The sequence below is a fragment of the Kluyvera georgiana genome (assembly GCF_050990895.1).
GTDB classification, from domain to species: domain Bacteria; phylum Pseudomonadota; class Gammaproteobacteria; order Enterobacterales; family Enterobacteriaceae; genus Kluyvera; species Kluyvera georgiana.
Genome location: NZ_CP158865.1, coordinates 1,255,726 through 1,275,240, shown reverse-complemented (window position 1 = coordinate 1,275,240; position 19,515 = coordinate 1,255,726). Strand labels below are relative to the sequence as shown.

Genomic DNA, 19,515 nt, shown 5'->3' with positions numbered 1-19,515 from the left:
GTTATCTATAACTCGCTCTGCGCATCACGCAGCAGAGCGGTTGGATTATGCGCGTAACTTAACGTCGATTGCGTCTTGTACGCGAGTCGTGCGGGAGGTGTCGTGCGAGTGCTGACGGCCAGACACGTCCAGAACTTCCTGGTTGTTCACCAGTTCACCGAGGGTGATGTTGTTCAGGAAACCGGTCAGGCGGTCGCTCAAATCGCGCCACAGAGCGTGGGTCAAACATTTATCGCCGCCCTGGCAGCCACCTTTCCCCTGGCAGCGGGTCGCGTCAACGGACTCGTCCACTGCGCTAATCACTTCGCCTACGGCGATATGGTTTGCTTCTTTACCCAGCAGATAACCGCCGCCTGGACCACGTACGCTGGACACTAAGCCATTTTTACGCAGACGGGAGAACAGCTGCTCCAGATAGGAGAGTGAAATTCCCTGACGTTCAGAAATATCAGCCAACGGCACCGGGCCCGCTTCGGAGTTGAGTGCAACGTCCAGCATCGCGGTCACGGCGTAACGCCCTTTAGATGTCAGTCTCATGTCTTACTTAACCTCAAACTCGCCCCTGCCCGGGGTTTTTAATAATAGTGTGGGTATTGCATAGCAGGAGCAAGTCTGACATTCCCGACTAAATCAGTCAACTATTTACTTGAGTGATTTAGTCGGGTATTTGACGTTCCGTGCGGTATTGATCTGCCGGATGGCGCTTTGCTTATCCGGCCTACCGGCCGCTCGAGTTGTAGGCCGGATAAGCAAAGCGCCATCCGGCATTAACGCGGTTACTTGCCTTTATTCTGCTGCTCAATAGAGGCCAGAATCCCGCGCAGGATGTTCAGCTCCTGGCTTTCCGGACGCGCGCGGGTGAACAGACGACGCAGCTTGTTCATCACCTGCCCCGGATGGTTCTCACGGATAAAACCGGTGGACAGCAGCGTCTGCTCCAGGTGACCGTAGAAACGTTCGAGATCGTCTACCAGCGGGTACGGCGTCTCTTCGTGTTCCACCTTCGGTTCAGCGCTTTCCTGCGCCGCCAGCCAGGCCATGCGCACTTCATAAGAAATCACCTGCACGGCCATCGCCAGGTTTAGCGAGCTGTATTCCGGGTTAGCGGCAATCGCCACGTGGTAGTGGCATTTCTGCAGTTCTTCGTTAGTCAGACCCACACGCTCGCGACCAAACACCAGCGCGACCGGCGCGTGTTCAGCTTCAGAGACGCTTTTCAGGCCGCATTCACGCGGGTCGAGCATCGGCCACGGCAAGGTGCGGGAACGCGCGCTGGTGCCGACCACCAGGCTGCAACCGGCCAGCGCTTCGTCAAGGGTATCGACGATCTGCGCGCTGCCAATCACATCGCTGGCGCCTGCCGCCAGGGCGATGGCCTGGGAGTCCGGTTTCACCAGCGGATTAACCAGCCACAGGTTAGTTAAGCCCATGGTTTTCATAGCGCGGGCAACGGAGCCCATATTGCCGGTATGGGAGGTTTCGACCAGCACGATTCGGATATTTTGCAGCATTGTCATTCTTCGTCTAAAGATTATTCGGCCATATTACCATAAAGCTGAGACAGAATCCGAATTCGCTGCTATGATATGCGCCGTTTTCCCCGTTCTTTAACATCCAGTGAGAGTAACCTGATGCATCCGATGCTGAACATCGCCGTGCGCGCAGCGCGCAAGGCGGGTAACCTGATTGCCAAAAACTACGAAACGCCAGAAGCTGTTGAAGCGAGCCAGAAAGGCAGCAACGATTTCGTGACCAACGTTGATAAAGCTGCCGAAGCGGTGATTATCGACACCATTCGCAAATCTTACCCGCAACACACCATCATCACCGAAGAAAGCGGTGAACATGTTGGCGAAGATCTGGATGTACAATGGGTTATCGATCCGCTGGATGGCACCACCAACTTCATCAAACGTCTGCCACACTTCTCTGTTTCTATTGCCGTACGCATTAAAGGCCGTACCGAAGTGGCCGTCGTTTACGATCCGATGCGTAACGAACTGTTCACCGCCACTCGCGGCCAGGGCGCACAGCTCAACGGTTATCGTCTGCGCGGCAGCTCTGCCCGCGATCTGGATGGCACCATTATCGCCACCGGTTTCCCGTTCAAAGCCAAGCAGCACGCGACCGCTTACATGAACATCCTCGGCAATATGTTTACCGAATGCGCGGACTTCCGCCGTTCCGGTTCCGCTGCGCTGGATCTGGCCTACCTGGCCGCTGCGCGCGTTGACGGTTACTTCGAAATCGGCCTGAAGCCGTGGGACTTTGCAGCGGGCGAGCTGATCGCACGTGAAGCGGGCGCGCTGGTTTGCGATTTCGTTGGCGGTCATAACTACATGATGACAGGTAACATCGTTGCGGGTAACCCACGCGTGGTCAAAGCCATGCTGGCAAACATGCGCGACGAACTGAGCGAAGCGCTGAAGCGCTAAGTTTATACAGCAAGTCATTAAGAAGCCCGTTCGCGGGCTTCTTTTTTATCTCCCTTCCCCAGAATTATCTCTATTCCCGTTGCCGCCCAATCCATCGTCTATACTTAGCCTTTTGTTAGCCAAAAGGAGAACGAGCATGACAATTCACAAGCACGGCTCAGCGCACTGGTCAGGTGATATCAAACGCGGAAAAGGAACGGTCTCTACCGAAAGTGGCGTTCTTAACCAGCAGCCTTATGGCTTTAATACCCGTTTTGAAGGTGTAAAAGGAACTAACCCGGAAGAGCTGATTGGCGCGGCTCATGCGGCCTGTTTTTCGATGGCGTTATCATTGATGCTCGGCGAAGCAGGTTATACCGCAGATGCCATTGATACCACGGCGGACGTCTCGTTGGATAAAACCGACGGTGGCTTTGCCATTACCAAAATCGCGCTGCAAAGTAAGGTGGCGGTCCCGGGTATCGACGCGCAACAGTTCGATGGCATCATCCACAAAGCCAAAGCCGGTTGCCCGGTATCACAGCTGTTAAAAGCGGAAATCACGCTGGACTATACCTTGAACTAACGCTTAAACCGCTGATTCTGGCGCCTCTGATAAAAGAGGCGCAGATGAGGTATGCCACACAAGAACAGCCCTCAATGCCATGTTTTCGGGCTCAGACCGTTTTATGCCCCCTCGACGTTAACGCTAAAACGGCCTCAGCCCCCTGCCCACCGGCACCGCGCTCAGCCACATCACCGTCGCCGCGGCAATCAGAATGACGCCGCCCGCTAACGCCAGCGTCGTCCAGCCCACCTGCCGCCACAGCACCGGCGTTTTATTACCGCTCAGCTTCACGGCCAGCGAGCGAAAACCGTGAACCAGCAGCGCCAGCGACGAGATAGTGAGTGACGTCCCTGCCGCCATCGCCAGCGCCGAAGCAACGCCCCAGCCAAATACGCCGATCACTTTACTGAACAGCAGTACCATAATCGCGCCGGAACACGGACGCATTCCCATAGAGAGAATAATCATCAGCCAGGCACGCCAGTCGTCTCCCTGTGCCAGCTGTTCAGAATTCGGTAAATGTTGATGGCCACAGCCGCAACCATCATGATGTTCATGATGCGGTGTGAAGGCAGTAAATGTGGGTTTTCGCAGCAACGCGCGCAGCTTTTTCAGCGCCCGCCAGCACAGCAGCAGCCCAAGGACGCCCACCAACGCGTAACTGCCCTTCTCCAGCCAGAAGCTGCTGAGATGCAGCTGGCGCGCAGGAAGCTGTAGCACGGTGAGCACGATAATCACCAGCCCAATCGCCACCACGCCCTGTAATAATGAGGAGGCCAGCGTCAGACCAATGCTCGACTTGAGTTTCGACGGATGGGTTGCCAGCCAGGTGGTAATCACCACTTTGCCATGCCCCGGCCCCAGCGCGTGGAGCACGCCGTAGGCAAAGCTGAAGAGTAGCAACGCGCCGCCGGCCTGTGTGGGGTTGTCGGCAACCGCTTTCAGTAGACCGCTCATCTGCTGGTTAACGTCGCGCTGCCAGATAACGCTTTTCAGCATCACCTGCGGCCACGCCTGCCACAGCCACGCCAGCCCTACGGCGGCGGCCACGAGAAACAGCGCCAGCGGCCAGAGCGAAACCCAGCGGCGCGCCGGACGGCGTCGGTTAACGGAAATTACTGACATTGTACGGTCACCTTCTGGGCAAACTGTTTCCCCAATTCCATGTCCTCCTCCGGTGCGTCTTCTTTATCGAGCGACTGGGCGTAGGAGAGCATCTGTTCATTCGGCTGCGGCGTGTGCACGCTAACGTTGCACGCGCCTTTAAAATCAGCGGCAAACGCCACGTCGCTGTCTTTTTCATAGCTCATATCAACATAATAGGTCGGGTCAAAGGTGGAGAACGTATAGGTCTGCCCCGCCAGCGGTTGTGGTGAGGCCAGGGGCAACGTGAAGGTCAATACCGCCTGGTGCCCCTCACGCGCCAGACCGTACTCTTTGGGCAGATTGTCAAACTTCACCTTTATGCCGTTATGCCAGAACTCGGTGAAGTAGTGCTGCCCCAGCACGTTGGCCATCACTTCCGCCGCCAGTTTTTTCCACACCTCATCGCCGGGCTTTGCATTACCCCCGTCGTACAGCAGGTCAGCCGAGGTGAGCTCATCCATCACCCAGCGCATTTTCATGCCGGTCAGCGCGCCATCGCTCACCACCAATTGATTGGTGATGGTGATAAAACTGTGCGGATGTGCCCTGGCGTTTAATGATAAAAACGCAAGAAACACCATAACCGCGCATTGTTTCACTCTCTTCATCCGTTCCTCAGTGAAAAATTCTGTGAGCGTCACCAGCATTCCTTAGCGAAAGCCCCGTGGTTGCCGCTATCTTTTGTCTATCCTTAATCCAGGTTACCCACAGCTGGATATAGCAGATGATGACCGTACTCGAACCCCCATCTGTGCTTTCCAGTCCCCAGCGCCGCTGCCAGGCGCTGTTAATGCTGTATCTCCCAGGGCACACCATCACGGCGGAATACATTGGCATGATAAATAATGTCGATGTTTCAACCGCCCGGCAAGATATCGTTGAGGCCGGAGAGGAGATTGAGCGTTACCATCATCTGGCAATCGCCACTCAGGCGGATGGCAGCTATCGGATTGAAGGCACCACCCTCGACCTGCGCCTGTGCCTGCTGCACTGGCTGCGCCGTGCGCTGCGTCTGTGCCCGCAGTTCGTCGCTAACCATTTTACACCGGCTATCAAAACGCAGCTGAAACAGCTGAAAATTGCCCGCACGCTGTACGATGAAACGAATCTCCAGGCGCTGGTTAACCGCTGCGCCCGCAGCCTGCAGCGTGAGTTTGAGTACCGGGACGGGCAGTTTTTACGCCTGTATCTACAATACTGCCTGCTGCAACATCATCAGGGTGTCAGCCCCCAGTTCACGCTATTGCAGAGCGCCTGGACCCAGTCGACCGACGAATACCAGATGGCGGCGGACATCGTGCGCCACTGGCAGCGGCGGGTCATGCAAACACCTAATCCTGGTGAACAGCATTTCCTCGCCCTGCTCTTTATGCTGTTGAAAATACCCAACCCGCACGACGAAGGACGTCAGCAGGATCAGCCGTTACATCTGGCGGTTGCCCATTTGGTTGAGCGTTTTCAGCAGATTGCCGGATGCCGCTTTACCGACGAACGCGGGCTGCACAACCAGCTTTATATCCATCTGGCCCAGGCGCTTAACCGCTGCGTGTTCGCGATTGGGATCGATCATCATCTACCGGAAGAGATCCATCGTCTCTATCCGCGTTTAATCCGCACCACCCGCAGCGCGTTGGCCGATTTTGAAACGCGCTACGCCCTGCGCTTCAGCGACGATGAAGCGGCCCTCATTGCCGTCATTTTTGGCGCGGGATTGATGCAGGAGAGTGAGCTACATGAAAAACAGGTGGTGTTGCTGACCGGCGATAACCCGGCGCTGGAACAGGAGATTGAACAGCAACTGCGGGAGTTGACCCTGCTGCCGCTCAATGTGAAGTATCTGGCGGCACATATCTTCCAGAAAGAAGGCGCGCCGAAAGACAGTACGCTGGTGATATCGCCTTACGCGATTGTGCTGCCGCTGTTTTCGCCGCCGCTGATCCACGCCGAGCAGTCGCTCAGCGAACATCAGCAGCAGCGTATCTGCCAGATCCTCGAAACCTAGCGGACGACGGCTTTTGGCCGCAGCACCAGCGCAGGCAGGGCCACCAGCGCCATCACCCAGAACAGCCCCTGGTGCAGATGCTGATAGAGGAAGCCTGCGAACATAGTCATTACCGCAATGCTGCCGCCCATTGCCACCGCGGAGTAGACCGCCTGCAGGCGAATCACTTCACTGCCCTGGCGTGCAGCAATGTAGCGCATGGCCGCCAGATGGCAGACCGTGAAGGTGCCGCAGTGGAGAATCTGAATCAAAATCAGCCACGGTAAACTGGTCGTCCAGCCCATCAGCCCCCAGCGAATCACACCGCAGATGGCGGAGAGCAGCAGTAAGTCCCGCGCGCTGAAGCGACGGAACACCTTTTTGCTCAGGGCAAAGGTCAGCACTTCCGCCACCACGCCTAACGACCAAAGATAGCCAATTGCCGACGCCGAGTAGCCTGCGCCTTCCCAGAAAATTGCGCTAAAACCGTAATAGGCCGCGTGCGCGCCCTGCAGCAGGCTCACGCAGGCAAGGAAACGCCAGTTTTGTACCACCAGCCCGCGCCAGGCCGGCCAGCCCACCGATTCCTGATGACGGGACTCACCGAGCGGCATCACCGACGGCTTCAGCAACATGCCCAGCAGCATCGAGGCAACGCCCAGGCTCAGCATCAGCAGAATCACATGATAGTCAAACAAGCTGACCAGTTTGCCGGTCAGCGCCGAGCCAATCACAAAGGCAATCGACCCCCACAGACGCACCCGACCATAGTCCATGGTTATCTGTTTTTGCCAGGTATTGGCCAGCGCGTCGGTCAACGGCACCAGCGGTGAGAAAAAGAGGTTGAACCCGATCATCACCACCATCAGCCATGCTACGTTGCTGCCCGCCCAGAAGGCCAGCGCGAACAGTAGCGTCATCAGCGCCAGAATGCGCAGAACGCTAATCAGTTTCGAAGGGTCGCTCACGCGCGGCGCAATCAGCAGGCTGCCGAGAAAACGGGCCACCAGCCCGGCGCCGAGCAGCAGACCGATGGTTTCGGGAGAGAGCCCCGCGCCTTTGAGCCAGACGCTCCAGAAAGGCAGAAAAATACCGTAGCTAAAGAAGTAGGTGAAGTAGCTGAGCGCCAGCCAGCGCGTGGAGTGCAAAACCATGGGTTCCTCCCGTTATGGAGGCGATAGTCTAATGACTCTCCCCATATTCTGGAGAGTACTAACGCAGGTAGTTACCAGAAAATTGTGACGAGCATCACTTTCCTTCTTTGTCACTCCAGAGTTGTCAGCACCAACGGCAGACGCTGAGAAGCACGCCCGCGTTAGACTTCAACCAACGGTCTTTGCGCCAGCGCAATAAAATCCCTTAGGGCGGGTTTTAGCTCGCCCTTTTTCCACGCCATCAGCAGTGCCAGCGTCGGCGCTTCGCCTTTAATTGGCCGAAAAACCACCTGCCCGGTATTAAAATTATTCATATAACCGGGTATCAAAGTGGCCCCCAGCCCCATACCAACGAGGTTCATGGTCACCAGAATATTGGTCGCCACCTGCACGATATTCGGCTGGCTGCGCTCTTTCTCAAACCACGCATTCACTACCGATGAAAGTTCGCCGGAATAGTCTGGGTCGGTGGTGATAAAGTTCACGCCGTGTAACTGCTGGGCGGAAATACTCTCCTCGCGGGATAATGGATGGCCTACCGGAAGCACCACCACCAGCGGTTCATGAAACAGCTCAATGAATTCAATATCTTGCCCATGAACAGGATAGCGCATCAGCCCGACGTCCAGTTCACCGCTACGCAGCTTCTCTTCTTGCTGCGTGGTCATCAGGCTCGCCAGCTCGATATGGGTTTCAGGCTGACGCAGACGCAGCATCGGCAGCACCTTTGGCAGCAGATTTACCTCGGCAGAGGGGACAAAGCCAATCGCCAGATGGTCGTTATTCAGCGCCGCTTTTCGCGCGCGCAGCTTGGCCTGTTCCGCATTGTCCAGAATGGCCTGCGCATCCTGCAAGAAACACTCACCGGCTGCCGTGAGGGTCACTTTGCGTTTATCGCGCTCCAGCAACGCTACGCCCACGCACTGCTCCAGATCGCGTATTTGACTACTCAGGGAAGGCTGTGAGGTGTGCAGTTTCTCCGCGGCTCGCGTGAAGTTTAACTCCTGCGCCACCGCGACGAAGTAGCGTAGGTGCCTCAGTTCCATGTCCCTTCTCCTTGTTATCGAAAAAATGTCTCAACTGGTAGAAATTTACTATTTCACAGATTGATAACTAACCAGCAACATCCTTAGGGCACAAAAAAAGAAGGTCAATACATCTTAGCTTTCAGGATTAAAAAATATGACCATACCCTCAAATTTAGACATCTACCGACTGATCGACACGCAAAACGGTCGCGTAACCCCACGTATTTATACCGACCCTGAAATTTACCAACTGGAGCTGGAACGCATCTTCGGACGCTGCTGGCTGTTTCTCGCCCACGAAAGCCAAATCCCCAAACCGGGCGATTTCTTTAACACCTATATGGGCGAAGACGCCGTGGTGGTGGTGCGCCAGAAGGACGGCAGCATCAAAGCGTTTCTCAACCAGTGCCGCCACCGCGCGATGCGCGTGAGTTATGCCGACTGCGGTAACACCCGCGCCTTCACCTGCCCGTATCACGGCTGGTCATACGGCATTAACGGCGAGCTGATCGACGTGCCGCTGGAGCCGCGCGCCTACCCACAAGGGTTGTGCAAATCCCACTGGGGGCTGAACGAAGTGCCGTGCGTCGAGAGCTACAAAGGGCTGATTTTCGGTAACTGGGATACCACCGCACCGAATCTTCGCGATTATCTCGGCGACATCGCCTGGTATCTCGACGGCGTGCTGGATCGCCGTGAAGGCGGCACTGAAATCGTCGGCGGCGTACAGAAGTGGACCATCGACTGTAACTGGAAATTCCCCGCCGAACAGTTCGCCAGCGACCAGTATCACGCGCTGTTCAGCCACGCTTCCGCCGTACAGGTATTGGGTGCGAAAGACGACGGCAGCGACAAACGCCTGGGAGACGGTCAAACCGCCCGCCCGGTATGGGAAACCGCCAAAGACGCGCTACAGTTCGGCCAGGATGGACACGGCAGCGGCTTCTTCTTTACCGAGAAACCGGACGCCAACGTCTGGGTCGACGGCGAAGTCTCCAGCTACTATCGCGATACCTATGAAGAGGCGGAGCAGCGTCTGGGTAAGGTTCGTGCGCTGCGTCTCGCCGGTCACAACAATATTTTCCCCACGCTCTCCTGGCTGAACGGCACCGCCACGCTGCGCGTCTGGCATCCGCGCGGGCCGGACAAAGTCGAAGTGTGGGCGTTCTGCATCGCCGATAAAGCCGCCTCTGATGACGTCAAAGCCGCTTTTGAAAACAGCGCCACCCGCGCCTTCGGCCCGGCAGGGTTCCTTGAGCAGGACGACTCGGAAAACTGGTGTGAGATTCAAAAACTGCTCAAAGGCCACCGGGCACGCAACACCAACCTGTGCCTGGAGATGGGTCTCGGCCAGGAAAAACGTCGTGAAGACGGCATTCCAGGGATCACTAACTACATCTTCTCGGAAACCGCTGCCCGCGGCATGTATCAGCGCTGGGCCGATTTATTAAGCAGCGAAAGCTGGCAGGAAGTGCAGGAAAAAACCGCCGCATACCAGCAGGAGGTGATGAAATGAGCGCGTTAGTCTCCCCTGAGCTGCATCACCGCATCAGCCAGTTCCTGTATGAAGAAGCGCGTCTGCTGGACGACTGGCAGTTCCGCGGCTGGCTGGCGCAGCTGGATGACGGCATTCGTTACACCATGCGCACCACGGTCAATGCTCAAACCCGTGACCGCCGCAAAGGCGTACAGCCGCCGACCACCTGGATTTTCAACGACAATAAAGACCAGCTTGAACGCCGCATCGCGCGGCTGGAAACCGGCATGGCGTGGGCCGAAGAGCCACCTTCCCGCACCCGCCACATGATCAGCAACCTGCAGGTGAGCGAAACCGACCAGCCGGACGTGTTCGCCGTGCGCCTGAACTATCTGCTGTACCGCGCACAAAAAGAGCGTGACGAGACGTTCTACGTCGGCACGCGCATGGATAAAGTCCGTCGTCTGCCGGGCGACGAATGGCGCTTACTGGAGCGTGAGATCGTGCTCGATCAGGCGGTGATCACCTCCCACAACCTGAGTGTACTGTTCTGATGAGCCGCATATTTGCCTGCTCCGCCACGGAGCTACCGGAGGGGGAAGCCCTCCGGCTGGAAACCTCTCCCGTCATCGCGCTGTTTCACGTTGGCGGTGAGTTTTATGCCATTAACGATCGCTGTAGCCACGGTAACGCCTCGATGTCGGAGGGCTATCTGGAAGACGACGCCACGGTGGAGTGCCCGCTGCACGCCGCCAGCTTCTGCCTGAAAACCGGCAAAGCGCTGTGCCTGCCCGCCACCGATCCGCTCACCACCTATGCGGTGCATGTGGAAGGCGGCGAGGTGTTTATTGATTTACCCGAGGAGGCCAGATGAGCGATTTACGCGATAACGTTGTGTTTATTACCGGCGGCGGCTCCGGGCTGGGGCTGGCGCTGGTAGAACGCTTTATTGAAGAAGGTGCGAAAGTCGCCACGCTCGAGCTGTCCACAGCGAAGATTGCCAGCCTGCGCCAGCGCTTTGGTGAACACGTACTGGCGGTGGAAGGCAACGTGACCTGCTATGCCGACTACCAGCGCGCGGTGGATTGTATCCTCACGACCTTCGGCAAGCTGGACTGTTTTATCGGCAACGCGGGTATCTGGGATCACAACGCTTCGCTGGTCAATACGCCCGCCGAGGCGCTGGAAAGCGGCTTCCACGAGCTGTTTAACGTTAACGTGCTGGGCTATCTGCTGGGCGCCAAAGCCTGTGCCCAGGCATTAATCGCCAGCGAAGGCAGCATCATCTTTACCCTGTCTAACGCCGCGTGGTATCCCGGCGGCGGCGGGCCCCTGTATACCGCCAGCAAGCACGCGGCCACCGGGCTGATTCGCCAACTGGCCTACGAACTCGCCCCCAAAGTGCGGGTGAACGGTGTCGGCCCGTGCGGCATGGCGACCGATCTGCGCGGCCCGCAGGCGCTGGGGCAAAACGACACCTCGATTATGCAGTCGCTAACACCGGAGAAAATCGCCGCCATTCTGCCGCTGCAGTTTTTCCCCGATCCGGCAGATTTTACCGGCCCGTACGTGATGCTGGCGTCACGGCGCAACAACCGCACGCTGAGCGGCGTGATGATCAATGCCGACGCCGGTCTGGGGATCCGTGGGATCCGGCACGTCGCGGCTGGTCTGGATCTGTAAGGAGTCACCATGAACGAACAGATTATTGCCATCATCGGCGGCGGCCAGGCGGGAGCGATGGCCGCCGCCGCGCTACGTCAGCAGGGGTTTAGCGGACCGTTACACCTCTTTTCTGACGAGGCTCACCTACCCTACGAGCGCCCGCCGCTGTCAAAAGCGATGCTGCTGGACGATAACCCGCAGCTTCAGCTGGTTCTGCCCGCCAGCTGGTGGCAGGAACACAACGTGCAGTTGCATCTGGGCGTGACGCTTCGCGAGATCGATCGCGCAACCCGCACGTTAACGCTCGCCGATGGGCAAACCTACCGCTGGACTCAGCTGCTGCTGGCTACCGGGGCCGCCGCCAGGCCGCTACCGCTGCTGGATGCGCTGGGCGAGCGCTGTTTTACCCTACGTCATGCGGGAGATGCCGAGCGTCTCCGGGCTGCGCTACAGCCGGGGAAGTCGGTGGTCATCGTCGGCGCGGGCACCATTGGCCTCGAACTGGCGGCCAGCGCCACCCAGCGCGGCTGCCGGGTGACGGTGGTCGAACTGGCGTCAACGGTGATGGGCCGCAATGCCCCGGCTCCGGTACGCGATTATTTGCTGGCTCGCCATCAGTTAGCCGGCGTGCGGGTGTTGCTCAACAGCGCCATTGAGCACGCCGAAGCGGGCGAGTTTATCTCACTCACCCTGCAAAATGGCGAAACGCTACAGGCTGATACCGTGGTTTACGGTATCGGTATCGTGGCCAACGATGCACTGGCCCGCGAGGCGGGGCTGGAAACCGCTAACGGAATTATCGTCGATGCCGCCTGCACGACCGCCGACCCGGCGATTTTCGCCGCGGGAGATGTGGCGCTCACTCGCCAGCCGGACGGCTCCTTAAGGCGCATAGAAAGCTGGGAAAATGCCAACTTCCAGGCGCAGGTCGTCGCCGCCGCCATGCTCGGTTTACCCCTGCCGGAAGCCACGCCGGGCTGGTTCTGGACCGATCAACACAGCGATAACCTGCAGTTTGTTGGCGAAATGCAGGGAGAAAACTGGTTATGTCGTGGTGAACCGGGCGACAGAAAAGCCATTTGGCTCCAGCTACGTGAAGGCGCGCTGGCCGGCGCGGTAGCACTCAACAACGGGCGCGAAGTGCGCGTGCTGCGTAAGCTGATTCAGTCGGGACGCGTAGTCAGTGAAGACGCGCTTTGTGATGAAAGCGTACCGTTAAAGTCGCTATAGCAGGTGCGCACGACGGCCCCTTCTTATCAATGCGGTGAAGGGGCCATACCGAAGCACCATCCAATCTACTGATTTTTCGCCCCCGTGTGGCAGGCCACAAAATTGTGTATTACGTTTAAATCAAACGTACTTACACAAAGGAACTGCCATGAACTCGCTTCGCTATCTCGACTTTGGCGCTTCGCGCGATCTGCTGCTGCTGGTTGCCCGTATCGCTATCGTGCTGCTGTTTATTCTCTCCGGCTATCCCAAAATGCTCCACTACGATGGCACGGTGCAGTATATGGCTTCCATCGGTACACCAATGCCGGCGCTGGCGGCCATCATCGCGATCGTGATGGAAGTTCCCGCCGTTATTCTGGTGATTCTAGGGTTCTTTACGCGTCCGCTGGCGGTGATCTTTCTGTTCTATACGCTGGGGACGGCGGTGATTGGGCACCACTACTGGAACATGACCGGCGATGCGGTGATGCCAAATATGATTAACTTCTACAAGAACATCAGTATCTCGGGGGCGTTCCTGCAGCTGGCGATCGTCGGGCCGGGCAAAATCTCGTTAGATAAGCGCTGAGGGTTTGCCTGATGGCGGCTTCGCCTTATCAGGCCTACGAGTAGGACCGATAAGCGTAGCGCCATCGGGCATAAAAAAAGGCCGCATTCGCGGCCTTTTTCACATCACACGATCAACGCTTACGCGTAAACCGGGAAGCGTGCACAGATATCCAGTACTTTCGCTTTCACGCGTTCAATGGTGGCTTCATCATTGATGTTGTCCAGCACGTCGCACATCCAGCCAGCCAGCTCTTTCACTTCCGCTTCTTTGAAGCCGCGACGAGTGACAGCCGGGGAACCGATACGGATACCGGAGGTCACGAAAGGGCTCTTCGGATCGTTCGGGACGCTGTTTTTGTTCACGGTGATGTTGGCGCGGCCCAGGGCTGCGTCAGCTTCTTTACCGGTCAGGTTCTTATCAACCAGGTCCAGCAGGAACAGGTGGTTCTCGGTCCCGCCGGAAACCACTTTGTAGCCGCGGTTCAGGAACACTTCCACCATCGCTTTGGCGTTTTTCGCAACCTGCTGCTGGTAGACTTTGAATTCCGGCTCCATCGCTTCTTTCAGCGCCACCGCTTTACCGGCAATCACGTGCATCAGCGGGCCGCCCTGCGCGCTTGGGAACACGGCAGAGTTCAGTTTTTTGTACAGTTCTTCATCGCCGCCCTTCGCCAGGATCAGGCCGCCGCGCGGACCCGCCAGGGTTTTGTGGGTGGTGGTGGTAACAACGTGAGCGTGCGGAACCGGGTTCGGGTACACGTCAGCGGCAATCAGGCCCGCCACGTGCGCCATGTCGACGAACAGGTATGCGCCGATGCTGTCAGCGATTTCACGCATTTTTGCCCAGTCAACCACGCCGGAGTAGGCAGAGAAGCCACCGATAATCATCTTCGGCTTGTGCTCTTTGGCCAGCTTAGCCATCTCGTCGTAGTCAATTTTACCGGACTCATCAATACCGTAAGGGACGATGTTGTACAGTTTACCGGAGAAGTTAACCGGGGAGCCGTGAGTCAGGTGGCCGCCCTGCGCCAGGTTCATACCCAGAACGGTATCGCCCGGCTGCAGCAGCGCGGTGTAAACAGCGAAGTTAGCCTGAGAACCGGAGTGCGGCTGCACGTTAGCGTAGTCGGCGCCGAACAGTTCTTTCGCGCGGTCGATAGCCAACTGCTCAACGACATCAACGTATTCGCAGCCGCCGTAGTAGCGCTTGCCCGGATAACCTTCAGCGTATTTGTTGGTCAGCTGAGAACCCTGCGCCTGCATGACGCGCGGGCTGGTGTAGTTTTCGGAGGCGATCAGTTCAATGTGCTCTTCCTGACGTACTTTTTCTTGCTCCATAGCCTGCCACAGTTCGGCATCATAATCGGCAATGTTCATTTCACGCTTTAACATCCGCATCTCCTGACTCAGCTAACAATAAAATTTTGACCTGAAAAAGGCAGTCCTGTTGGACAACGGCCCACAGTATAACTGATTAGTTCTGTGATAACAGGTCTTGACAAACGAAATTACGCAAACGTTTACCTTCAAGCCACACAAGGGATTGAGCAATAAAGCGCTTCAGGGCGCAAATGGATTTCTTTTCAGGATTGTGATGCAAATAATTCACGTTGTAACGTCAGCAACGCATTATTACAAAGAACCATTTACATAGCAGGGTTATTTTTATAAGATGCATTTAACATGCAACAATTGATAATACGAAAGGAAGACCTGCCATGCTTGATGCTCATACTATCGCCACCGTTAAAGCCACGATCCCGCTGCTGGTAGAGACCGGCCCGAAGCTCACCGCCCACTTTTACGACCGGATGTTTACCCATAATCCGGAGCTGAAAGAGATTTTCAATATGAGCAACCAGCGCAACGGCGACCAGCGTGAAGCGCTGTTCAATGCTATTGCCGCCTACGCCAGCAATATTGAAAACCTGCCTGCCCTGCTGCCGGCGGTGGAGAAAATCGCCCAGAAGCACACCAGCTTCCAGATCAAGCCGGAGCAATACAATATTGTCGGCGCGCATCTGCTGGCGACGCTGGACGAAATGTTCAGCCCGGGCCAGGAAGTGCTGGATGCATGGGGTAAAGCCTACGGGGTACTGGCGGGCGTGTTTATCAATCGTGAAGCGGAAATTTATCAGGACAACGCCAGCAAAACAGGAGGTTGGGAAGGTACTCGCGCCTTCCGTATCGTGAAGAAAACCCCGCGTAGCGCGCTGATCGCCAGCTTTGAAATGGAGCCGGTAGACGGCCAGCCGGTAGCGGATTACCAACCGGGCCAGTATCTGGCGGTATGGCTGAAGCCCGAGGGCTTTGAGTTTCAGGAAATTCGTCAGTATTCACTGACCCGCAAGGCAGATGGCAGGGGTTACCGCATTGCGGTGAAGCGCGAAAACGGCGGTCAGGTGTCAAACTGGCTGCATAACGTGGCAAAAGAGGGGGATATTGTTCATCTGGTCGCGCCGGCAGGCGACTTCTTCCTCAATGTTGAACCACAAACGCCGGTGACCCTGATTTCCGGCGGCGTCGGCCAGACCCCCATGCTGGCAATGCTCGACACCCTGGCGAAAAGTCGCCATCCGGCGCAGGTGAACTGGTTCCACGCGGCGGAAAACGGCGAGGTTCACGCCTTTGCTGATGAAGTCAACGCGCTGGGCGCGGAGCTGCCGCACTTCACATCGCACCTGTGGTATCGCGCGCCAACCGAGGCAGACCGCCAGGCCGCCGCGTTTGATAGCGAAGGGCTCATGGCGCTGGAACCACTGGCCGCGAATCTACAGAACCCACAGATGCAGTTCTACCTCTGTGGTCCTGTGGCCTTTATGCAGCACGCGGCCAAACAGTTAGTGGCGCTGGGCGTCAGCAGCGATCGTATTCACTATGAATGCTTCGGACCGCATAAAGTGTTGTAATCTTTTCTTTCCAGACGGGCATGTTTTGCCCGTCTTCCTCCTCCATCCTACGCTCTGCAAGGTCAAAAAACCGCACAGCGAGTTGTGTTATGATTAATCTCCTGTCCCATTTTTTATCCTTTGGCGATTCATTTATATGCAACAACCGGTTGTACGCGTTGGCGAATGGCTGATCACGCCTTCTATTAATCAAATCAGCCGTGCAGGCCGACAGCTCACTCTGGAACCGCGATTAATCGATCTGCTGATGTACTTTGCCCAACATCCAGGACAAGTACTGAGCCGTGATGAACTGATCGATAACATCTGGATGCGTAACATCGTGACCAGTCATGTGGTCACCCAGAGCATTTCTGAACTACGCAAATCGCTGCGTGACGGCGACGATGGGCACATCGAATACATCATCACCGTACCCAAACGCGGCTATCAGCTGACGGCTGAAGTCACGTGGCTTGATGAAAGAGAAGAGAATCAAACACCTGAGACGCCGGTCGTCTCGCCTGCTCCTACGGTCACTCATGCTCCGGCAAACGCCCCTGTGGCCCCGCGACTCACTGCGGAACGCCGCTGGTATTCCAACGTCTGGACTCAGATCGCCTTCCTGCTCTCTTTGGGCGTGCTAATAGCGATGGTGTTACTGACCGTTATTCGTCCCCATCCGCAGATCACCCGCTCGCACCTGTTGCTGAACCCGCGCGACATCGACGTACGCTTTGAGCCGGGCGCATCGTGCAATAACTGGGTATCGCAACAGGCCTACGCGATTGGGCTGGGAACGCTGATTACCACCTCGCTGAATACCTATTCCACCTTTATGGTGCATGACAAAACCAACTACAACGTCAATGAGCCCAGCAGTTCAGGGAAAACGCTGACCATCAGCTTCGTCAACCAACGTCACTACCGCGCCCAACAGTGCTTTATGTCGGTACTGTTAGTGGATAACGCCGACAGTTCAAAGATGCTTGATAAGCGTTATTTCGTCACCGACGGAAACCTGGTGTCTATTCAGCGCGATCTTTTTGACAGCCTTTCTACCGCGCTGACGCAGCCATGGCCAGCACAGATGCAAACCATGCTGGCCCATCTGGATATGCCCCATCCGATGTCACTCGCGCAGTTCTATCAGGCGCTGTTATTAATTTCCCAGGGCGATGCGCCGTCTTTAACCAAGGCGAGCAGCATGCTCGATAGTATTATTAAGCTATCGCCCGATTTCGCCTATGGCTATGCCCAGAAAGCGATGGTGGATGTCTTGCGCCATTCTCAGCAACCGTTTGATAGCAGCCAGCTGGTGTCGTTAAGCCATGAATTAGAACATGTGGCCAATATGCCGGAACTGAAAAATAGCGCAGTATTATATCGTATTCAGGCAATTGATGCGTTAGGCAAAGGCAGTATTGATAACGCGTACGAGGCTATTAATAAAAGCATTGAGCTGGAAATGTCATGGCTTAATTATGTGGTGCTGGGAAAAGTCTACGAAATGAAAGGTGAGAATCGGCTTGCCGCTGACGCCTATATCACCGCTTTTAATTTACGCCCCGGTGATAATACGCTGTACTGGATTCAGAACGGAATATTTCAGACTTCGATAGAGAAAATTGTTCCTTATCTGCAAACCTTCCTGCCTAAAAACACTTAGCGGGCGTTGACCATCATTATCATGGTTAAATAAGGCCACGCAAGATGTAATATTGATGTTGTCGCAAGGTTTTAATTGTTACCTTGCGGCAACATCACCCCTCCCGCAAGAAGAAAACATACCACCTTGTAATTACTCAATATTTACCTTTCCATGATATAAACTTTTTATCCTGATATGTTAATGCAAAAAGCTAAACACCTCATTTTTTCGATGTTTGTGTTTATTTCACTTTAACTTTAGGACTTCTCTTAGCCTGCTCAGTAATATTGCCGTCAGTTGGTCGGGTCGCTCGCCATAGCTCACCTCGCGGTCCGGACTTAAAAATACTGCTCAGGAGAAACGAACATGAGTTCCGCTAAGAAGATTGGGCTATTTGCCTGCACCGGCGTTGTTGCCGGGAATATGATGGGGAGCGGCATTGCCTTATTACCTGCAAACCTCGCCAGCATCGGTGGTATTGCAATTTGGGGTTGGGTAATTTCTATTATTGGCGCGATGTCGCTGGCATATGTTTATGCGCGACTGGCAACCAAAAACCCACAACAGGGTGGCCCAATTGCCTACGCGGGTGAATTATCTCCGGCATTTGGTTTCCAGACCGGCGTGCTTTATTACCATGCCAACTGGATTGGTAACCTGGCAATCGGGATTACCGCCGTCTCTTATTTATCGACCTTCTTCCCAGTATTAAATGACCCGATTCCAGCGGGTATCGCCTGTATTGCCATCGTCTGGCTGTTCACCTTCGTGAATATGCTCGGTGGGACCTGGGTAAGCCGACTCACGACCATTGGTCTGGTGCTGGTGCTTATCCCGGTTGTCGTCACCGCCGTTATCGGCTGGCACTGGTTTGATATGGCAACCTATCAGGCTAACTGGAACACCTCGACAACCACCGATCCGCACGCGGTTATCAAAAGTATTCTGCTGTGCCTGTGGGCCTTCGTCGGCGTGGAATCTGCCGCCGTCAGCACCGGCATGGTGAAAAACCCGAAACGTACCGTGCCGCTCGCCACTATGCTGGGTACCGCGATTGCCGGTGTTATCTACATCGCCGCCACGCAGGTTATCTCCGGTATGTATCCGGCTTCCGTCATGGCCTCTTCCGGCGCACCGTTCGCCGTCAGCGCCTCGACTATCATGGGTAGCTGGGCTGCGCCAATGGTGTCTGCCTTTACCGCCTTTGCGTGCCTGACTTCTCTGGGTTCCTGGATGATGCTGGTTGGCCAGGCGGGCGTTCGTGCCGCTAACGATGGTAACTTCCCGAAAGTTTACGGCGAAGTCGACAAAAACGGCATCCCGAAAAAAGGCCTGCTGCTCGCCGCCGTCAAAATGACCGCGCTGATGATTATCATCACCATAATGAACTCCAGCGGCGGTAAAGCCTCTGACCTGTTCGGTGAACTGACCGGTATTGCGGTTCTGCTGACCATGCTGCCGTACTTCTACTCCTGCGTTGACCTGATTCGCTTCGAAGGCTTCAACATTCGTAACTCGGCGAGCCTGGTGTGCTCCATCCTGGGCTGTGCGTTCTGCTTTATCGCGCTGATGGGTGCCAACTCCTTCGAGCTGTCCGGCACCTTTATCGTCAGCCTGGTCATCCTGATGTTCTATGGCCGCAAAATGCATCAGCGTCAGCATGACGACCACGACAACAAACCGGCTGAAGTGCTCTAACCGCTAACCCCCCTATTTCTGCAGGCCCTTCCTCCCCTGCCGCTAACGCGGTGGGAAGGGCCT

The 19,515-nt window shown here is 56.1% G+C and carries 19 protein-coding genes; 12 read left to right on the top strand and 7 right to left on the bottom strand.

What is annotated here, in order from left to right; genetic code table 11:
- Window positions 1–45: 45 nt before the first annotated feature.
- Both iscR and trmJ read right to left on the bottom strand, forming a co-directional pair.
- Entirely contained in the window at window positions 46–537 is a 492-nt protein-coding gene (iscR, locus tag ABTW00_RS06095; RefSeq protein ID WP_064543514.1) for a Fe-S cluster assembly transcriptional regulator IscR, read from the bottom strand.
- A gap of 239 nt (window positions 538–776) precedes the next feature.
- Window positions 777–1,511, bottom strand: a complete 735-nt coding sequence (trmJ, locus tag ABTW00_RS06090) for a tRNA (cytosine(32)/uridine(32)-2'-O)-methyltransferase TrmJ (RefSeq protein ID WP_064543512.1) — start codon at window positions 1,509–1,511, stop codon at window positions 777–779.
- Window positions 1,512–1,631: 120 nt separating this feature from the next.
- On the opposite strand from trmJ, the gene suhB reads away from it, so the two are divergent.
- Both suhB and ABTW00_RS06080 read left to right on the top strand, forming a co-directional pair.
- On the top strand, window positions 1,632–2,435 hold the full coding sequence (gene suhB, locus ABTW00_RS06085; RefSeq protein ID WP_064543510.1) for an inositol-1-monophosphatase: 804 nt from the start codon (window positions 1,632–1,634) through the stop codon (window positions 2,433–2,435).
- A gap of 136 nt (window positions 2,436–2,571) precedes the next feature.
- Entirely contained in the window at window positions 2,572–3,000 is a 429-nt protein-coding gene (locus ABTW00_RS06080) for an OsmC family protein (RefSeq protein WP_064543508.1), read from the top strand.
- A gap of 123 nt (window positions 3,001–3,123) precedes the next feature.
- Here the strand turns inward: ABTW00_RS06080 and ABTW00_RS06075 are convergent, their stop codons facing one another.
- Window positions 3,124–4,107 carry a nickel/cobalt transporter gene (locus ABTW00_RS06075; RefSeq protein WP_271448172.1) on the bottom strand — a complete coding sequence of 328 codons (984 nt, stop codon included), beginning with the start codon at window positions 4,105–4,107 and terminating at the stop codon, window positions 3,124–3,126.
- Entirely contained in the window at window positions 4,098–4,736 is a 639-nt protein-coding gene (locus tag ABTW00_RS06070) for a DUF1007 family protein (protein ID WP_433639554.1), read from the bottom strand. The genes ABTW00_RS06075 and ABTW00_RS06070 overlap by 10 nt, the downstream gene beginning before the upstream one ends.
- A 116-nt stretch (window positions 4,737–4,852) precedes the next feature.
- On the opposite strand from ABTW00_RS06070, the gene csiE reads away from it, so the two are divergent.
- Window positions 4,853–6,130: a stationary phase inducible protein CsiE gene (gene csiE / locus ABTW00_RS06065; RefSeq protein WP_433639552.1), complete on the top strand. Its 1,278-nt coding sequence runs from the start codon at window positions 4,853–4,855 to the stop codon at window positions 6,128–6,130.
- Here csiE and ABTW00_RS06060 read toward each other — a convergent pair.
- Window positions 6,127–7,263 carry a 3-phenylpropionate MFS transporter gene (locus tag ABTW00_RS06060; protein WP_064543499.1) on the bottom strand — a complete coding sequence of 379 codons (1,137 nt, stop codon included), beginning with the start codon at window positions 7,261–7,263 and terminating at the stop codon, window positions 6,127–6,129. The two genes, csiE and ABTW00_RS06060, sit on opposite strands and share 4 nt — an antisense overlap.
- 161 nt (window positions 7,264–7,424) lie before the next feature.
- Entirely contained in the window at window positions 7,425–8,309 is an 885-nt protein-coding gene (gene hcaR, locus ABTW00_RS06055; RefSeq protein ID WP_064543496.1) for a DNA-binding transcriptional regulator HcaR, read from the bottom strand.
- A 136-nt stretch (window positions 8,310–8,445) separates the two neighbouring features.
- Between hcaR and hcaE the strand changes: the two genes are divergently transcribed.
- From hcaE to ABTW00_RS06025, 6 genes are all read left to right on the top strand, one after another.
- Window positions 8,446–9,807, top strand: coding sequence for a 3-phenylpropionate/cinnamic acid dioxygenase subunit alpha (gene hcaE / locus ABTW00_RS06050; protein ID WP_087856404.1), 1,362 nt, complete (start codon window positions 8,446–8,448; stop codon window positions 9,805–9,807).
- Window positions 9,804–10,322, top strand: coding sequence for a 3-phenylpropionate/cinnamic acid dioxygenase subunit beta (gene hcaF, locus ABTW00_RS06045; protein ID WP_433639549.1), 519 nt, complete (start codon window positions 9,804–9,806; stop codon window positions 10,320–10,322). Before hcaE ends, hcaF begins: the two co-directional genes overlap by 4 nt.
- Window positions 10,322–10,642, top strand: a complete 321-nt coding sequence (gene hcaC, locus ABTW00_RS06040; protein ID WP_038642667.1) for a 3-phenylpropionate/cinnamic acid dioxygenase ferredoxin subunit — start codon at window positions 10,322–10,324, stop codon at window positions 10,640–10,642. Before hcaF ends, hcaC begins: the two co-directional genes overlap by 1 nt.
- Complete coding sequence (gene hcaB, locus ABTW00_RS06035) at window positions 10,639–11,451, top strand: 3-phenylpropionate-dihydrodiol/cinnamic acid-dihydrodiol dehydrogenase (protein WP_433639547.1); 813 nt, start codon at window positions 10,639–10,641, stop codon at window positions 11,449–11,451. Before hcaC ends, hcaB begins: the two co-directional genes overlap by 4 nt.
- Window positions 11,452–11,460: 9 nt before the next feature.
- The gene (gene hcaD, locus ABTW00_RS06030) at window positions 11,461–12,663 is read left to right on the top strand and encodes a phenylpropionate dioxygenase ferredoxin reductase subunit (protein WP_433639545.1); all 1,203 of its coding nucleotides are present in this window, start codon (window positions 11,461–11,463) and stop codon (window positions 12,661–12,663) included.
- 148 nt (window positions 12,664–12,811) lie between these two features.
- Window positions 12,812–13,234 (top strand): DoxX family protein, encoded by a 423-nt coding sequence (locus ABTW00_RS06025; protein WP_433639543.1) that lies wholly within the window; start codon window positions 12,812–12,814, stop codon window positions 13,232–13,234.
- 119 nt (window positions 13,235–13,353) lie between these two features.
- On the opposite strand, the gene glyA is transcribed toward ABTW00_RS06025, so the two are convergent.
- Window positions 13,354–14,607 (bottom strand): serine hydroxymethyltransferase, encoded by a 1,254-nt coding sequence (gene glyA, locus ABTW00_RS06020; protein ID WP_024157213.1) that lies wholly within the window; start codon window positions 14,605–14,607, stop codon window positions 13,354–13,356.
- A 326-nt stretch (window positions 14,608–14,933) separates the two neighbouring features.
- On the opposite strand from glyA, the gene hmpA reads away from it, so the two are divergent.
- The 3 genes from hmpA to cadB all read left to right on the top strand — a co-directional run bounded on the left by hmpA (window position 14,934) and on the right by cadB (window position 19,452).
- Window positions 14,934–16,124, top strand: a complete 1,191-nt coding sequence (gene hmpA, locus ABTW00_RS06015; RefSeq protein ID WP_433639540.1) for an NO-inducible flavohemoprotein — start codon at window positions 14,934–14,936, stop codon at window positions 16,122–16,124.
- 136 nt (window positions 16,125–16,260) lie between these two features.
- Window positions 16,261–17,772 carry a lysine decarboxylation/transport transcriptional activator CadC gene (gene cadC, locus ABTW00_RS06010; RefSeq protein ID WP_433639538.1) on the top strand — a complete coding sequence of 504 codons (1,512 nt, stop codon included), beginning with the start codon at window positions 16,261–16,263 and terminating at the stop codon, window positions 17,770–17,772.
- Between the two features lie 348 nt (window positions 17,773–18,120).
- Complete coding sequence (gene cadB / locus ABTW00_RS06005) at window positions 18,121–19,452, top strand: cadaverine/lysine antiporter (protein ID WP_433639535.1); 1,332 nt, start codon at window positions 18,121–18,123, stop codon at window positions 19,450–19,452.
- Window positions 19,453–19,515 lie beyond the last annotated feature (63 nt).

Coding starts and splice junctions, on each gene's coding strand:
- ABTW00_RS06025 (WP_433639543.1), top strand. CDS start 12,812: ATGAACTCGCTTCGCTATCTCGACTTTGGCGCTTCGCGCGATCTGCTG.
- hcaE (WP_087856404.1), top strand. CDS start 8,446: ATGACCATACCCTCAAATTTAGACATCTACCGACTGATCGACACGCAA.
- trmJ (WP_064543512.1), bottom strand. CDS start 1,511: ATGCTGCAAAATATCCGAATCGTGCTGGTCGAAACCTCCCATACCGGC.
- suhB (WP_064543510.1), top strand. CDS start 1,632: ATGCATCCGATGCTGAACATCGCCGTGCGCGCAGCGCGCAAGGCGGGT.
- hcaC (WP_038642667.1), top strand. CDS start 10,322: ATGAGCCGCATATTTGCCTGCTCCGCCACGGAGCTACCGGAGGGGGAA.
- cadC (WP_433639538.1), top strand. CDS start 16,261: ATGCAACAACCGGTTGTACGCGTTGGCGAATGGCTGATCACGCCTTCT.
- ABTW00_RS06080 (WP_064543508.1), top strand. CDS start 2,572: ATGACAATTCACAAGCACGGCTCAGCGCACTGGTCAGGTGATATCAAA.
- ABTW00_RS06075 (WP_271448172.1), bottom strand. CDS start 4,107: ATGTCAGTAATTTCCGTTAACCGACGCCGTCCGGCGCGCCGCTGGGTT.
- hmpA (WP_433639540.1), top strand. CDS start 14,934: ATGCTTGATGCTCATACTATCGCCACCGTTAAAGCCACGATCCCGCTG.
- glyA (WP_024157213.1), bottom strand. CDS start 14,607: ATGTTAAAGCGTGAAATGAACATTGCCGATTATGATGCCGAACTGTGG.
- hcaB (WP_433639547.1), top strand. CDS start 10,639: ATGAGCGATTTACGCGATAACGTTGTGTTTATTACCGGCGGCGGCTCC.
- hcaF (WP_433639549.1), top strand. CDS start 9,804: ATGAGCGCGTTAGTCTCCCCTGAGCTGCATCACCGCATCAGCCAGTTC.
- ABTW00_RS06070 (WP_433639554.1), bottom strand. CDS start 4,736: ATGAAGAGAGTGAAACAATGCGCGGTTATGGTGTTTCTTGCGTTTTTA.
- hcaR (WP_064543496.1), bottom strand. CDS start 8,309: ATGGAACTGAGGCACCTACGCTACTTCGTCGCGGTGGCGCAGGAGTTA.
- hcaD (WP_433639545.1), top strand. CDS start 11,461: ATGAACGAACAGATTATTGCCATCATCGGCGGCGGCCAGGCGGGAGCG.
- iscR (WP_064543514.1), bottom strand. CDS start 537: ATGAGACTGACATCTAAAGGGCGTTACGCCGTGACCGCGATGCTGGAC.
- cadB (WP_433639535.1), top strand. CDS start 18,121: ATGAGTTCCGCTAAGAAGATTGGGCTATTTGCCTGCACCGGCGTTGTT.
- ABTW00_RS06060 (WP_064543499.1), bottom strand. CDS start 7,263: ATGGTTTTGCACTCCACGCGCTGGCTGGCGCTCAGCTACTTCACCTAC.
- csiE (WP_433639552.1), top strand. CDS start 4,853: ATGATGACCGTACTCGAACCCCCATCTGTGCTTTCCAGTCCCCAGCGC.